Origin of the sequence: Massilia brevitalea (assembly GCF_030711405.1) — a bacterium.
In the GTDB taxonomy this organism is placed as follows: domain Bacteria; phylum Pseudomonadota; class Gammaproteobacteria; order Burkholderiales; family Burkholderiaceae_D; genus Telluria; species Telluria brevitalea.
Window position 1 is genome coordinate 218 of the sequence record NZ_JAULSI010000072.1, and the last position, 14798, is coordinate 15015.

The following is a 14798-nucleotide window of genomic DNA, read 5'->3' on the forward strand; positions in this document are numbered from 1 at the left end:
GTACCGTGCTGCGGCTGGTAATTTTCTGGAATCGGTAACGCATGCGTACCGATGTGTGTTGACTACCGTTCGTGTTTGTCGATGCTCGCAACTATCGAAGACGTTGCGGGACGCATCGGTGCGACCGCGTGGGCTCGGGAGCCCACCCTACGGCTGAGGTATCGACGTTGATATGCGTGACGTCTCAATCAAGCGTTATCGATATCTGAAACGTATCACTGCGCCCCAACCGGGGCATCGCTCGGCGCCACCGGATTCACCGGCCCGGTATTCACGCTCTCGACGAAATACTCGGTTTCGCCAAAGCAGCTGGTCGGCACGCCGCGGTGCTGTTCGTAGCTGATTTCCACGCGCTGGCCCATGGTCGACTGCAGCTTCTGCACCAGCTTGTCGTCGCGCACGGTGAACGCGAAACGCTCGGGAATCGCGCCCGGCATGCTCGACAGCAGGATCTCGCCTTCCCAGGTCTTGCACAGCCAGCCCTTGTTCGAGAACTTCTGCAGGTAGCCGGCGCGCGTGCCTTCCGAGTAGGACCAGGTCAGCGTGAACCAGGTATACAGGCCAAACACCACCACGAGGGCGACGAGCAGGGACAGCAGGACGGCAAAGGCGCGCTTCGGTAAGGCTTTCGGCATGATCGGCTTGGTATCAAAAGTGAGTAGGGTGGCGCAACAGTACCGCGCGGCGCCCATTCTGCCACGGCCGCGCGGATTGTCAAAAGGTCCAGGCTTAAGAGAAGCTTATGACGGATCCCGATGAGCGTCAGGCCTCGGACGACACGCCGACGCCGGCGCGCGCCTCTTCCGCCTCGACCCGCTTGCGGTAGCGCACCGACGACCACAGCGACACCAGGATGAAGGCCAGCCCCGACAAGCCCGTGAACCACTCCGGAATATGGAAGTGCACGCTGGCAAACATGATCAGGGCCAGGACGCCGATCGCGTAATGGGCGCCGTGCTCGAGGAACACGAATTCCTGCAGCGTGCCCTTATAGACCAGGAACACCGTCATCGAGCGCACGAACATGGCGCCGATCGCCAGGCCCAGCATGATCACGACCACGTCGTTGGTAATCGCAAAGGCGCCGATCACGCCGTCGAACGAGAACGAGGCGTCCAGCACTTCCAGGTAGAGGAAGCCGCCGATACTGCCCTGCGAAATCATCTTGCCGACCGTCGGGTCGTGCTCTTCTTCCTCGAGCAGGCTGCTGATCCAGTTCACGCCGATGTACACCGCCACCCCGACCACGCCCGAGATCAGCACGGCCAGCTTGCGCTGTTCCGGCATCATCGACATGGCGAAGAACACCGCCAGCAGGGTCAGCAGCACGGCCAGGCCTTCGGAGCCGTACTTGCCGATCTTTTCCTCGATCCAGCCCAGCCAGTGCAATTCCTTTTCCTCGTCGAACAGGAAGTTCAGGAACACCAGCATCAGGAAGGCGCCGCCGAAGGCCGACACTTCCGCGTGGTGCTCGGTCAGGTGGCGCGAGTATTCCTGCGGCGTGTCGATGGCCATGTGCCAGACGTCCAGCAGGCCGAGCCCGGTAGCCACCGAGACAATCACCAGCGGGAACAGCAGGCGCATGCCGAACACCGCCACCAGGATGCCGACGGTGAGGAACAGCTTGCGCCAGAATTCGTTCCAGTGGCGCAGCACCGAGGCGTTCACGACCGCGTTGTCGAAGGAGAGCGAGACTTCGAGCACGCCCAGGATGGCCGTGATCCACAGCGCCGACAGCAGGCCGCTCACGCCGCCATGCTCGTAGCCCCACCAGCCCGACAATGCCATGAGCACGACAGTGACGATGAACGATAAACGGAAGTGTTGCATCTGATTCCTCTTCTTATTCGAATATTGGTTGAAATGACACAGTTTTCAGGCATCTTACCGTTTCGTACCGGGGAAGGTCGCAGCGCAGGTCGCTCGCGTGCATGCCTTCTGCGATAATTCCGCCCGGCATTTACATTTTGGATAATACATGGACCTTACTTACCTCATCACGCCTTTTCTGACCTGGCTCGTCGTCGGTCCAATCAAGTTCCTGATCAACAGTGCACGCCAGCGGCGCTGGGCGTTCAACCTCGTCGGGAACGGTGGTTTTCCCAGCAACCATAGCTCGGTGGTCACCAGCATGGCGACCCTGATCGCCCTGCGCGAAGGCATGGGCCACCCTGCCTTCGGCGTGGCCGTGACACTGGCCTTCATCGTGATGATCGACGCCAACAGCCTGCGCCAGCACGTCGGCCGCCAGGCTGCCGCCATCAACCGCCTGGCGCTCGAGGTCACCGGCCACGTCACCCTGCGCGAACGCATGGGCCATACCCTGGTCGAAATCTGCGGCGGCATCGCCACCGGCATCGGCATGGGTTTCCTGGTCTACCACCTGTTCGTCGCCTGATGCATTAAGAAAAAAGGCGGACACTCGCCAGACGGTGTCCGCCAACTGTCCGCCGGGTGTCCCCCAGCGCTGCATTTTGTCCGGCCCCCGCTGCAGTCCATCGCGCCAGAGCGCAGTTCATCCCTCGAAAACCACAGTGCGCAGGACCGTCGATTGACGGGTGGGGCCGGCTCCCGGATACTGCGCGCTGGTGAAATCCGCCTCTTAAAAATATAAGTCATCAGCGTCCAATTGGAGAGACTCAACATGCTGCGCAACACTCTACTCGTCCTTGCCATCGCGTCGGCCCTGGCCGCCTGCAGCAAGGAGGGCAAGGACCCGGCCAAGACCGGTCCGAACGCCACCGCCCAGGCCAAGGACAACAAGCCGAGCCAGCTGCTGGTGGCGCCGGAAGACCTGTTGACGGTGCAGAGCGATGCGCTGGCTTCCGGCCCGGTCATCACCGGCTCGATCCAGCCGGAACGCCGCGCCGACCTGCGCGCGGAAGTCTCGTCCATCGTGCTGCAGGTGCTGAAAGAGAACGGCGAGCCGGTCAAGCGCGGCGACCTGCTGGTGAAGCTGGACGAAACCGCGATCCGCGACTCGCTGCTGTCGGCCGACGAAGCCGTGCGCGCGGCGAGCCAGGCACTGGACCAGTCGAACCGCCAACTGGACCGCCTGAAGACCCTGCGCGCCTCGGGCATGACCTCGGCCGCCGCCTTCGACGAAGCCGAAGTGCGCAAGAACAGCGCGCTGAGCGAACTGTCGGCCGCGAAGAGCCGCGCCGCCCTGGCGCGCCAGCAGACCAGCCGCACCCAGGTGCGCGCGCCGTTCGACGGCATCGTCAGCGACCGCAAGGTGTCGGCCGGCGACACCGCCACCGTCGGCAAGGAACTCGTGAAAGTCATCGACCCGAACAGCATGCGCTTCGAGGGCCGCGTCTCGACCGACAAGATCGCCACCGTCAAGCTGGGCCAGCCGGTGAAGTTCCACATCAACGGCTACGGCAAGCAGCAGTTCACCGGCGTCGTGAAGCGCATCGACCCCTCGGCGAACGACGTCACGCGCCAGGTCGAGGTGCTGGTCGGCCTGACCGGCGAGCAGCCGCGCGTGGCCGGCCTGTACGCGGAAGGGCGGATCGACGCCGAGACTTCGGACGCGCTGATGCTGCCGGAAAGCGCCATCGTGCGCAGCGGCGACGACACCTATACCTGGCGCGTGAAGGGCGGTACCCTGGGCAAGGTGAACCTGGAAGTCGGCATGCGCGACCAGCGCACCGGCAACTACGAGATCAAGGCCGGCCTGGCCGCCGGCGACACCGTGCTGCGCAGCCCGAGCTCGAACCTGAAGGATGGCCAGAAGGTGGAAATGGCTGCCGCCCGCGTAGCTAGCAACGGCGCCGCTCCCCAGCCCAAAGGGAAATAAGCCATGTTCCTGTCCAATTTCAGTGTCAAGAAGCCGGTCGCCACGATCGTGCTGATCCTGGGCATGATGTGCATCGGCTTGCTGGCCTTGTCCAAGCTGCGCGTCAACCAGAATCCCGACGTCGACATCCCGGTGATCGTGGTCAACGTGCCGTATCCGGGCGCCTCGCCGGAAACGGCCGAGCGCGAGATCATCGACCGCCTGGAAAAGCAGATGCAGAGCGTGCAGGGCGTGACCGAGGTCACTTCCTACGCCAACGAAGGCAGCGCCACCCTGGTGCTGGAATTCGATTTCAAGCGCAACCTGATCGAAGCCTCGGACGACGTGCGCAATGCCATCTCGGCGGTGCGCTACAAATTGCCGCTGGAGATGCGCGAGCCGATCCTGCGCCGCGTCGATCCTTCGGCCCAGCCGATCATGCAGCTGGCGCTGTCGTCCAGCAGCCAGAGCCACGCCACCATTTCGCGCCTGGCCGAGGATGTGCTGGCCGACCGCTTCCGCGCCATCGACGGCGTGTCCACCGTCAACGTGAACGGTTCGCTGCGGCGCGAACTGTCGGTGCTGCTGCGCGCCGACCAGCTGCGCGAATACAACGTCTCGGTCAGCGAGGTGACGAATGCGCTGAGCCGGCAGAACACGAATGCCCCGGTCGGCAAGGTGCGCGGCGTGCTCGACGAGAAGGGCATCCGCCTGATCGGCCGCATCGAGCGTCCCGAAGACTTTTCCCAGGTCGTGGTGAAACGCAACGGCGACACCATCGTGCGCCTGAACCAGGTCGCCACGATCCAGGACGGTTTTGCCGACATCGACAGCGCCTCGATCCATAGCGGCAGCCCGAACGTCGGCATCTCGATTGTGCGCACCCGCGACGCCTCGACCGTGTCGATCGCCAAGCACGTGCACGAACTGGCCGCCGAGATCAACAAGGAACTGCCGAAGGGCACGACGCTGACCATCACCCGCGACGGCGGCGAGGAAGCGCAAAGCAGCCTGAACAACGTGATCGAATCGCTGGTGTTCGGCGCCGTGCTGACCGTGTTCGTGGTGTACGCCTTCCTGAATTCCTGGCGCTCGACGCTGATCACGGCGCTGTCGCTGCCGACGTCGGTGCTGGCCGCCTTCATCGCGGTCTGGCTGTGCGGCTTCACGCTGAACTTCATGACCCTGCTCGGGCTGTCGCTGGCGATCGGCGTGCTGATCGACGACGCCATCGTGGTGCGCGAGAACATCGTGCGCCACATGGAAAACGGCGCCGACCGCCGCACCGCGGCCCTGGTCGGCACCTCCGAGATCGGCATGGCCGTGGCCGCCACGACTTTCTCGATCATGGCCGTGTTCATCCCGGTCGCCTTCATGCCGGGCATCGCCGGCGAATGGTTCCGTCCGTTCGCGCTGACCGTCACCTGCTCGGTGCTGGTGTCGCTGTTCATTTCCTTCACGCTCGACCCGATGCTGTCGGCCTACTGGGGCGACCCGCCGGGCCACCACCTGGAGCCGAAGCGCGGCCTGTCGAAAGTCCTGGGCCGCTTCAATGCCTGGTTCGACCGCCTGGCCGGCCGCTACGGCAACGTGATTGCCTGGGCGCTGCACCACCGCACCTGGATGGGCGTGATCGCCTTCCTCAGTTTCGCGCTGGCGATCTTCCTGCAGACGACCATGGGCGGCACCAGCTTCCTGCCCAAGGGCGACGGCAACAAGATCATGATCGAGGTCCGTACCCCACCGTCGTCGAGCCTGGCGTTTGCGCGCATGAAGATGGAGCAGGCGGCCAAGCTGGCCCATGCAATGCCGGAAACGCTCGCCACCGACATCGTGGCGCGTCCGAGCGGCGGCTCGATCTACGTCGAGATCGGCAAGCGCAATACCCGTCCCCGCAGCGCGGCCGCGATCGGCGCCGATCTGCGCGCCAGGGTGTCGCAACTGGTGGGCGCCGAGTACACCGTCATCGACGATCTGTCGGGCGGCGGCAAGCCGGTGCAGATCGAATTCACCGGCAACGATTCGCGCAAACTCATGGAGCTGACCACGGCCTACATGGAGAAGCTGCGCCAGGTGCCGGGTGCGGTGGACGTGACGCTGTCGCAGCAGGATCCGAAGGACGAGCTGCAGATCGAGCTCGACCGCGGCCTGGCGAACTCGATGGGCGTGTCGGTGGGCGACGCCGCCACCGCCCTGCGCGTGGCCTTTGCCGGCATCGAGGTCGGCGACTGGGTCGACCCGACCGGCGAAACGCGCGACGTGGCGGTGCGCCTGCATCCGGAAGACCGGGTCAGCATCGAGAACATCGAACGCCTGCCGATCGCGATTGCCGGCACCAATACCATGGTGCCGCTTGAGCAGATCGCCCGCATCAGCATGGGCAAGGGCCCGTCGGAAATCGTGCACAAGGACGGCAAGCGTGTGATTACCGTGTCGGCAAATGCCCAGGGCCGCTCGAACGGTGAAGTCACGGCCGATGCGATGGCGCTGGCGAAAAGCTTCGACTTCCCGCCGGGCTATGGCCTGGCGCTGGGCGGCGCCGGCAAGGACCAGGCCGAGCTGTTCCGCGAAATGACGATCGCCCTGTTCGGCGGTATCGGCCTGATGTACCTGATCCTGGTGATGCAGTTCGGTTCGTTTACCGCACCGCTGGGCGTGATGCTGTCGCTGCCGCTGTCGCTGATCGGCGTCGTGGTGGCGCTCCTGATCACCGGCGGCACCCTGAACCTGATGAGCTTTATCGGCATCATCATGCTGATGGGCCTGGTGGCGAAGAACGCCATCCTGCTGCTGGAAGCGGCGCGTGCGCTGGAACACGAAGGCTACGCCAGGGAAGAAGCGCTGATGAAGGCCGGCCGCGTGCGTCTGCGCCCGATCCTGATGACCACCTTCGCCCTGATCGCCGGCATGCTGCCGGTGGCCCTGGCGCTCGGCCCGGACGGCAAGTTCTACCAGCCGCTGGCGGTGGCCATCATCGGCGGCACCATTACCTCGACCTTCCTGACGCTGCTGGTGGTGCCGACCTTCTACGACAGCATCGAGATCAAGCGCGACAGCATGGCGGCCAAGTTCCACCGCCGCGCCGAGCGCTGGCACGCGCTGCCGGCCTTCCTGGTGACCTTCGTGGAAGCGATCCTGACCCTGGTGCTGGTGCGCTTCGTGTTCCGCATGGTCATGTGGCTGTTCCGCTTCGCCACCGGCCGCGGCCGTGGTCCGGGCGCCGGCAAGACCGTGCCGCTGGCGAAGAAGCCGGCCAAGGTGGCCGAAGGCGCGTAAGACAGCGGCCCGCTTCCGGGGCCGTCCGGGACCGCTCACGCTTGCTCCATGCGCTCCGCAATGAAAGAGCCCGCACATGTGCGGGCTCTTTTGTTTTTGCAGCTGTCCCTTCCTGGCCTGGCAGCGCGGCCAGGCTCAGGGAGGGGATTCAAGGTGTGGATTCAGCGGCCGGCGCCGGCGCGGGTCGATGCCGGGCCGGTGCCGGTGGTGTCGCCGGTGCTGCCGCCCGTGACGGCGCCTTCGTTGCCGGCGGCCGGGGCCGGGGCCATCGGCGCGCCGCCCGGGTTGGCGCCGCCGGTGGTGCTGCCGTTCGGGCCGACCGGTACGGCGCCGCTCACACCGCTGGCGCCGCCGACGGCGCCGGGCGTGTTCTCGCGCGAGCCGCCTTCGTTTTCGCCAACCGTACGTGGGTTGTTGTTGGTGTTGTACTCGACGCCGCCGAGGCCGGTATCGCCCGCATTCCCGGTTGCGCCGCTGGTGCCGGCAGCGCCGCCGGCGCCCGAGCCTTCGCTGCGGCTGGTCACTGCCGCCGCATCGCCGTCGCCGCCGATGCCATTGTCTTTCTTGCCGCAACCGCCGAGGACGGCGGCGAGCAGGGCGGTGGTCATGATGATGGCTGGAATTTTACGTGTGGTATTCATGGTGGGGTCCTTTTCTTGTGTTATCGCGCCGCCGGCGCCTGGCCGGTAGCACGTCTATTATTGGCCGGTGGTCGTGCTGCCGGTGCCGCTGTCGCGGGTATTCGCGCCGGTGCCGTTGCCCGTGCCGGTGGTGGCCGAGGTGGTGCCGTCGGCATTTGCCGGCGTCATGCTGTTGGCGCCGGGGCCGCCCGACACCGTGCTGCCGGCCGCGCCCGAGCTGGTGCCGCCGTTGTTGCCGGCCGCGCCTTCGTTGTCGCCCTGGACGCCGATGTTCGTGGTTTCGCCGTTGGTCGGGTTCACGCCCGCGTTCTGGCTGGCGGTGACGTTGTCGGTGCCGCCGGAGGTGGTGCCGGCCGCGCCGCTGGTGCCGACGGCAGTGCTGGTGCTCAGGCCGGAGCCTGCGACCGGGCCGCCGTCGGCGCCCTGGGCGACCGGATCGGCAACCGGCTCGTCCTTGCGGCAGCCGCCCAGCATGGCGGCGACGACGGCGGTGGCCAGGATGATTTTCGGTAGGGTAGTCGTGCGGTTCATGGGGAACCTCCTCGCAAAATTTTGAGAAATGAATTGGCAGCAATGCCGCCCTGGTTCCCATTCTGGCGGGCTGCACGTGCGCGGTCCGTGCGCAGGCCAACGTAAGACACAAATGTGTGAGGCTTCGGAAGCGGCGGAGCGGGAAGGCAAGCGAGGTGGCAAGCGGGAAAGCTAGCGGGATGGCAGGCGAGAAAGCAAGCGGGATGGCAATCGGGCTAAGGCGAGGGGAAGCGCAATGCGCGCCAGGACGACGGCTTGGGAGCCGATCAAGTCAATCGCGGATGATACCGAGGCGCAATGACGCCGGAGGAGACAAAAAATCGTGCAGTCAAAACCACGCAACACCGGCTCGGGCGCCGGCGGCGTGATGCATTACTGAAATGCGCACACCGCAGGGCCTGCAGAAAGCAGGCCCTGCTGAGTGGTCATGCGCGGCCAGATTAGCGGCCGGTGGTGCCGGTAGGTGGCGCGGTGGTGCCTGCGGCAGTACCCGAATCGGTATTGCCGGTCGTGCCCGAGGCGCCGGTGGTGCCGGTGGTGCCGGTGGTGCCGCTGGTGGTGCCGGTGCCGGTGGTGTCGCCAGTGGTGCCGGTAGCGCCGGTGCCGGTGCCCGTAGCGCCAGTGCCGGTGGTGTCGCCGGTGGTGCCCATGGCGCCGGTGCCGGTAGCGCCGGTGCCGGTGGTGTCGCCGGTGGTGCCGGTGGTGCCGGTGCCGGTGGCGCCCGTGCCGGTATCACCAGTGGTGCCCGTGGTGCCGCTGGTGCCGGACGTCGAGCTCGGCGAGGTTGCCGAGGTGTCGCCAGCGCCGGTGGCGGTGGTGTCGTTCTTCTTGCATGCGCCCAGCATGGTGGCCAGGAGGGCTGCGGTCAGCAGGATTTTTGGTGCTTTGGTCATTGCGTTCATTTTATATACTCCTCGTTCACGTCTATCTTGTGCCGTCGACTCCAGGTGAGGCGCTGGAGGGCTGACGGCGCCAGTTCAGTCTCGACATGGAACCTCGCTGGGCCCATTGCCGAAACACTCAGGGAACCGACGCAACACGCGGCCCCGTTCGGTGCACGAATCCGACTGTTGATTAGACTGGCATCCTTACCGCCAGTTCGTCGGATTGTGCACATCTTGCTTTATTCCGCGGTACGGCTTGCGGATTTTGATACCAGTCAAACAGCTTCCCGTTCAACCGTGTCCCCCGGCGCAGGCCGGATGGTCTTGCCGTTGCCGGCGTCAGTGCCGGCAACCGATTCGAGCAGGGCGGGGATCTCGTCCGGAATCTCCCGCGCCAGATAACCAAGTACGCCCATGCGTTCGGCCAGGCGTTCGCCGGCGCGCGCATGCAGGGCCACGCCCCAGCAGGCCGCTTGCTCCAGGGTGGCGCCGCGCGCCGCCAGTCCGGTGATGATGCCGGACAGGGTGTCGCCCGAGCCGGAAATACCCAGGCCGGCGTTGCCGCCTTCGTGCTGCCACAGTTCGCCGCCGGGCGACGCGATCACGGTGCGCGCACCCTTCAGCGCCACCACCGCGTTCCATTCGGCAGCCGAGGCCAGGGCCCGTGCATCGGGGCCGGAGACGATCTCGGGCTTGGCGATGCCGGTCAGGTGCGCCATTTCGCCGCAGTGCGGGGTGACGATCACGGGCTGCCGGAATCGGTATTGTTCATTCGGGTCCCAATCCGGCGGCGCGTGCAGCAGCGTGCCCATGGCGCAGGCGTCGAGCACCACGGCGGTGTCGCTCCCCTGCAGGCGTTCGAGCAGGCCGTGCACGAGTTGGGCCGCGGCCGCTTCGTCCTGCATGCCGGGGCCGATCAGCACGGCGCTGACGCGGTCGGCCAGCGGGTCGAGGCGGGCAATGGCCTCGGGCGTGAAGCCGCCGGCCTCGGTCTCCATCAGGCCGATGACGCGCGCCTCGGGCATCGCCATGGCCACCAGCTGGGCCACGCTGGCGCCGGTGGCAATGGTCAGCTTGCCGGCGCCGGCGCGCAGGGCGGCGGTGGCGGCCAGGATGACGGCGCCCGGCATTTCGCGCGAGCCGCCCAGCACCAGCACATGGCCGCGCACTTCCTTGTCGCTGTCTTCGCCGGGCATGGGCAAGGGCCACGCGCGCAGCAGTTCGGTGGTGACGTCGTGCACGGCAGGTGCGCTCTGGATCGCGTTCATGGTGTGGGCAGTAGTGGGCTCAGGCCTTGGGCGCGGCCGGCACGTCCTTGCTGACGGTAACCGGGGTGCCGCTCGCTTCCAGCGGGGCGACGAAGTTCACCAGGCGCAGCACCAGCTTGCCGCGCTTGCCGGCCTCGGGATCGAAGGCGTAGGAAGTGACCGAGCAGTTCGGCACGTCGCCGGCGCGATCGGCGGCCAGGATGCTGGCTTCGTCGAGGCGCTCGATCAGGTAGCGGAAGCAGTTGACGATGACCTGGTGCGCGACGATCAGCACGCGCTCGCCGCCGTATTCGCGCGAGATGGTGTCGAGCAGGCTGCGCAGGCGCAGGACGACGTCGCACCAGCTTTCGCCGCCGGGCGGGCGGAAATAGAACTTGCCGACATGCTGGCGCTGTTCGTACAGCTCGGGATACTTGTGGGCGATGCCGTGCGTGGTAAGGCGGTCGAGGATGCCGAATTCCTTTTCGCGCAGGCGCTCGTCGCCGTGGACGGCGAGCAGGATTTCGCGGTTGAGGCTGCGCATCAGGATGTTGGCGGTCTCGGCGGCGCGCACGTAGGGCGAATGCAGCACCACGTTCGGGCGCTCGGCCTCGGGCAGGCCGGCGAACCAGGAGCCCAGGGCCTGGGACTGGCGCATGCCGAGCTCGGACAGGGGCACGTCGACGTCGCGCTCGGCGATATCGATCATGTGCCCGGCCGCCGCCTCGGCCACGTCGCGCGCGACGTTACCCGCGCTTTGACCGTGCCTGACCAGCCAGATTTCCTGAGGCCACTTCTGTTCCATTCGCTGCCCGCATGATTATTGACATGACGTCATCATAGACGGATTCTGCAGCGGGTCAGCGCACGATACTTTTTGCTAACAAATTACAAAAAAAACAGCAGGAAAACCGCTCAGGCGGTTTGCTCTTCGCTGTCCAGGCTCACTTCTTCCCTGCTGTCGAAGACCGCCATGTTGGCGGCGCCGAGGGCGCGCGCGGTGAGGGTGCCGGCGGTAATCGAGCCGCTCACGTTCAGGGCGGTGCGGCCCATGTCGATCAGCGGTTCGATCGAGATCAGCAAGCCCGCCAGCGCCACCGGCAAATCGAGCGCCGACAGCACGATCAGGGCGGCAAAGGTAGCGCCGCCGCCGACCCCGGCCACGCCGATCGAGCCGAACACGACGATCGCCACCAGCGGCAGCAGGAAACCGATGTTCCACGGGTCGATGCCGACCGTGGGCGCGATCATCACCGCCAGCATGGCCGGGTAGATGCCGGCGCAGCCGTTCTGGCCGATGGTGGCGCCGAACGAGGCCGCGAAGTTGGCGATGCCCTCGGGCACGCCGAGGCGGCGGGTCTGGGTCGCCACGTTCATGGGAATGGCGCCGGCGCTGGTGCGCGAGGTGAACGCGAACACCAGCACGGGCAGGATTTTCTTCACGTAGCGCAGCGGGTTGTAGCCAGCCAGGCCGACCAGCAGCAGGTGCACGCCGAACATCAGGAACAGGGCGCTGTAGGAAGCGAGCACGAAGTTCAGCAGATTCAGGATGTCCTGCAGGCTGGAGCCGGCCACGACCTTGGTCATCAGGGCGAACACGCCGAACGGGGTCAGGCGCAGGACCAGGGTCACCATCCGCATCACGACCGTATGGGCGACGTGCACGAAATGGCTGAAGGAAGCGAATTCGCTCGGCTTCTTGCCCGCGATGCCGGTGGCGGCAATGCCGATGAAGACCGAGAACAGGACCACGGCAATCGTCGAGGTCTTGCGTGCGCCGGTCATGTCGAGGAAGGGATTGGCCGGGATGAAGGACAGGATCATCGACGGCAGCGAGATGTCCTTGGCCGTCGAGAGCGAACCCTGCAGATATTCGCCGCGCGCCACTTCCGCGGCCGACGCGGTCAGGCCCACCGCCGTCAGGCCGAATACCTTGGCCATGGCGATGCCGATCAGGGCCGCCACGGCGGTGGTGGCGATCAGGATGCCGATGGTGAGCGCGCTGATCTTGCCGAGCGAAGCGGCGTCGCGCAGTTTCAGGATGGCGCCGATGATGGAGACCATGATCAGCGGGATCACGATCATCTGCAGCAATTTCACGTAGCCGCTGCCGACCACGTCGAGCCAGGCATTCGTGCCGGCCACTTCCGGCGAGGCGGCGCCGTAGATGGCTTGCAGGGCCGCGCCCAGCACCACGCCCAGGCCCAGGCCGGTGAATACGCGCCGCGTGAACGACTGGTGGCCGGCCTGCATACGGTAGAGCACGACGCAGACAGCGACGGCAACGGCCAGGTTCAGGAGGATGGGGAGGGTCATGGGTGCCTCTTGTTTTAAACATCAATTGAATCGCAGCATTCTATAGGCAAATGAAGCGCGCCGCAGGGCGGGCCGGTGGTTCACATACCGTGTCCCTCTGTCAACGCCTGTTGTGCAAGGACGACGATAAACCCATGAAAGCAGTAAGGTATTAGATAGAAAGTTTCCGTATGGATTCAGTTGTTCCTATAATCAAGGGATCCGGCCGGTCCTGAACCTGCTGCCGACCAACTGTTCCCCCATCGCAGGCATTGTCATGTTCAAGAATCTCACCATCAAGTCGCGCCTGATCTTCGTGCTCGGTTTCCTCGTCTTCGAGCTGATCGTCGGCTTTGCCATCGGCATCCTCAACCTGAACAAGTCGAACGAGGCGCTCGAGCACATGTACAGCGACCGCCTGCTGGCCCTGGCCGATCTCGACGAGATTGGCCGCCTGATGACGCTGAACCAGCTGAACCTGGCCAAGGCCAGCCTGCCGAATGCCCAGAACACCGATGCCGTCATCGAGCTGGTGGAAGCCAACGCCAAGCGCGTGGCAATGCGCTGGACCGAATACCTGAGCACCGAGATGGCAGCCGACGAAAAGGCGCTCGCCAACCGCTTTGTCGGTGAACGCAAGGCGTTTGTCGAGGGCGGCCTGAACCCGGCCATCGCTGCCGTCCGCGCCCACGATACCGCGCGCGCCGCCGAGATCGTGAACGGCGACATGCAGCGCCTGTTTGCGCCCATGAACAAGACCGTGACCGAACTGGTGGAACTGCAGCAAACCGCGGCCAAGGCGAACTACGAGGAATCCCAGGCGATGTACCGCCTGGTGCTGGCGGTCTGCATCGCCGGCCTGGTGTTCGGCGTGCTCGTGGCCGTCGTGCTCGGCTGGATCCTGGTGCGCGCCATCGTCATCCCGCTGCAGGCTGCCGTGAAGATCGCCGGCGGCGTGGCCCAGGGCGACCTGACCCAGCAGATCGAAGTGCGTTCGAACGACGAGACCGGCCGCCTGATGGCCGCGCTGAAGGACATGAACGATTCGCTGGTCGAGATCGTGACCCGCGTGCGCGCCGGCACCGACAACATCGCCACCGCCTCGAGCGAAATCGCCGACGGCAACCTGGATTTGTCGTCGCGTACCGAGCAGCAGGCCGGTTCGCTGGAAGAAACCGCGTCCTCGATGGAAGAACTGACCTCGACCGTGAAGCAGAATGCCGACAACGCGCGCCAGGCCAACGTGCTGGCCGGCTCGGCCTCGGACGTGGCAGGCAAGGGCGGCGTGGTGGTGGCGCAGGTGGTCGAGACCATGGGCGCGATCAACACCTCGGCCGGCAAGATCGTCGAGATCATTTCCGTCATCGACGGCATCGCCTTCCAGACCAACATCCTGGCCCTGAACGCCGCAGTGGAAGCGGCCCGTGCCGGCGAGCAGGGCCGCGGCTTCGCGGTCGTGGCCGGCGAAGTGCGCAGCCTGGCCCAGCGCAGCGCCGCCGCCGNCGCAGTGGAAGCGGCCCGTGCCGGCGAGCAGGGCCGCGGCTTCGCGGTCGTGGCCGGCGAAGTGCGCAGCCTGGCCCAGCGCAGCGCCGCCGCCGCCAAGGAAATCAAGCTGCTGATCGACGACTCGGTGGACAAGGTGCACCACGGCGCGGCCCTGGTCGACCAGGCCGGCGCCACCATGAACGAGATCGTGCAGAGCGTCAGCCGCGTGACCGACATCATGGCCGAGATCACCGCCGCCAGCCAGGAACAGACCGCCGGCATCGAGCAGGTGAACGCGGCCATCGCGCAGATGGACCAGACCACCCAGCAGAACGCGGCCCTGGTCGAGGAAGCCTCGGCCGCGGCCCAGTCGCTGCAGCAGGAAGCCTCGACCCTGGCGCGCACCGTGGGCGCCTTCCGCATCGAGGAGCGCCTCGTGGCGCGCGCCGCCGCCCCGGCTGCCAAGGCCGCCCCGGCCCGTGCACAACTGGCCAAACCGGCCGCACGTCCCGCGGCGGCCAAGCCCGCCGCTAAACCTGCTGCAGAACCAACAAAGGCAGCCGTCACCGCCGGCGACGGCTGGGAAGAGTTCTAGGCACCGGACACGCCCGTATCCGTATCTATGGACTCCACCCGTTTTGCAAGAAGAAGATTGAAT

General features: G+C 65.9%; 12 protein-coding genes. 4 read left to right on the top strand and 8 right to left on the bottom strand.

Features of this window, described 5'->3' with window-relative positions:
* Positions 1 to 215: 215 nt before the first annotated feature.
* Complete coding sequence (locus QWL29_RS25245) at positions 216 to 635, bottom strand: DUF8785 domain-containing protein (protein ID WP_305825612.1); 420 nt, start codon at positions 633 to 635, stop codon at positions 216 to 218.
* A 127-nt stretch (positions 636 to 762) separates the two neighbouring features.
* Positions 763 to 1830, bottom strand: a complete 1068-nt coding sequence (locus tag QWL29_RS25250; protein WP_305825613.1) for a DUF475 domain-containing protein — start codon at positions 1828 to 1830, stop codon at positions 763 to 765.
* A 148-nt stretch (positions 1831 to 1978) separates the two neighbouring features.
* On the opposite strand from QWL29_RS25250, the gene QWL29_RS25255 reads away from it, so the two are divergent.
* The 3 genes from QWL29_RS25255 (at position 1979) to QWL29_RS25265 (ending at position 7057) form a co-directional block, all read left to right on the top strand.
* On the top strand, positions 1979 to 2398 hold the full coding sequence (locus QWL29_RS25255) for a divergent PAP2 family protein (protein ID WP_305825614.1): 420 nt from the start codon (positions 1979 to 1981) through the stop codon (positions 2396 to 2398).
* Between the two features lie 246 nt (positions 2399 to 2644).
* On the top strand, positions 2645 to 3802 hold the full coding sequence (locus QWL29_RS25260) for an efflux RND transporter periplasmic adaptor subunit (protein ID WP_305825615.1): 1158 nt from the start codon (positions 2645 to 2647) through the stop codon (positions 3800 to 3802).
* A gap of 3 nt (positions 3803 to 3805) precedes the next feature.
* The gene (locus tag QWL29_RS25265; protein WP_305825616.1) at positions 3806 to 7057 is read left to right on the top strand and encodes an efflux RND transporter permease subunit; all 3252 of its coding nucleotides are present in this window, start codon (positions 3806 to 3808) and stop codon (positions 7055 to 7057) included.
* A 161-nt stretch (positions 7058 to 7218) separates the two neighbouring features.
* Here the strand turns inward: QWL29_RS25265 and QWL29_RS25270 are convergent, their stop codons facing one another.
* From QWL29_RS25270 to QWL29_RS25295, 6 genes are all read right to left on the bottom strand, one after another.
* A complete protein-coding gene (locus QWL29_RS25270; RefSeq protein ID WP_305825617.1) occupies positions 7219 to 7698 on the bottom strand; it encodes a hypothetical protein in 480 nt (159 codons plus the stop codon).
* Between the two features lie 57 nt (positions 7699 to 7755).
* Entirely contained in the window at positions 7756 to 8229 is a 474-nt protein-coding gene (locus QWL29_RS25275; protein ID WP_305825618.1) for a hypothetical protein, read from the bottom strand.
* A gap of 440 nt (positions 8230 to 8669) precedes the next feature.
* Complete coding sequence (locus QWL29_RS25280; protein ID WP_305825619.1) at positions 8670 to 9131, bottom strand: hypothetical protein; 462 nt, start codon at positions 9129 to 9131, stop codon at positions 8670 to 8672.
* 257 nt (positions 9132 to 9388) lie between these two features.
* On the bottom strand, positions 9389 to 10381 hold the full coding sequence (locus QWL29_RS25285; RefSeq protein WP_305825620.1) for an NAD(P)H-hydrate dehydratase: 993 nt from the start codon (positions 10379 to 10381) through the stop codon (positions 9389 to 9391).
* Positions 10382 to 10400: 19 nt separating this feature from the next.
* Positions 10401 to 11165 carry a histidine phosphatase family protein gene (locus QWL29_RS25290; RefSeq protein WP_305825621.1) on the bottom strand — a complete coding sequence of 255 codons (765 nt, stop codon included), beginning with the start codon at positions 11163 to 11165 and terminating at the stop codon, positions 10401 to 10403.
* Between the two features lie 110 nt (positions 11166 to 11275).
* Complete coding sequence (locus QWL29_RS25295) at positions 11276 to 12676, bottom strand: L-cystine transporter (RefSeq protein WP_305825622.1); 1401 nt, start codon at positions 12674 to 12676, stop codon at positions 11276 to 11278.
* A gap of 256 nt (positions 12677 to 12932) precedes the next feature.
* On the opposite strand from QWL29_RS25295, the gene QWL29_RS25300 reads away from it, so the two are divergent.
* A complete protein-coding gene (locus QWL29_RS25300; protein WP_305825623.1) occupies positions 12933 to 14735 on the top strand; it encodes a methyl-accepting chemotaxis protein in 1803 nt (600 codons plus the stop codon).
* Positions 14736 to 14798 lie beyond the last annotated feature (63 nt).

Excerpts from the sequence above, each read along its gene's own strand:
- QWL29_RS25270 (WP_305825617.1), bottom strand. The coding sequence starts at position 7,698 with ATGAATACCACACGTAAAATTCCAGCCATCATCATGACCACCGCCCTG.
- QWL29_RS25285 (WP_305825620.1), bottom strand. The coding sequence starts at position 10,381 with ATGAACGCGATCCAGAGCGCACCTGCCGTGCACGACGTCACCACCGAA.
- QWL29_RS25280 (WP_305825619.1), bottom strand. The coding sequence starts at position 9,131 with ATGAACGCAATGACCAAAGCACCAAAAATCCTGCTGACCGCAGCCCTC.
- QWL29_RS25290 (WP_305825621.1), bottom strand. The coding sequence starts at position 11,165 with ATGGAACAGAAGTGGCCTCAGGAAATCTGGCTGGTCAGGCACGGTCAA.
- QWL29_RS25260 (WP_305825615.1), top strand. The coding sequence starts at position 2,645 with ATGCTGCGCAACACTCTACTCGTCCTTGCCATCGCGTCGGCCCTGGCC.
- QWL29_RS25245 (WP_305825612.1), bottom strand. The coding sequence starts at position 635 with ATGCCGAAAGCCTTACCGAAGCGCGCCTTTGCCGTCCTGCTGTCCCTG.
- QWL29_RS25255 (WP_305825614.1), top strand. The coding sequence starts at position 1,979 with ATGGACCTTACTTACCTCATCACGCCTTTTCTGACCTGGCTCGTCGTC.
- QWL29_RS25250 (WP_305825613.1), bottom strand. The coding sequence starts at position 1,830 with ATGCAACACTTCCGTTTATCGTTCATCGTCACTGTCGTGCTCATGGCA.
- QWL29_RS25295 (WP_305825622.1), bottom strand. The coding sequence starts at position 12,676 with ATGACCCTCCCCATCCTCCTGAACCTGGCCGTTGCCGTCGCTGTCTGC.
- QWL29_RS25275 (WP_305825618.1), bottom strand. The coding sequence starts at position 8,229 with ATGAACCGCACGACTACCCTACCGAAAATCATCCTGGCCACCGCCGTC.
- QWL29_RS25265 (WP_305825616.1), top strand. The coding sequence starts at position 3,806 with ATGTTCCTGTCCAATTTCAGTGTCAAGAAGCCGGTCGCCACGATCGTG.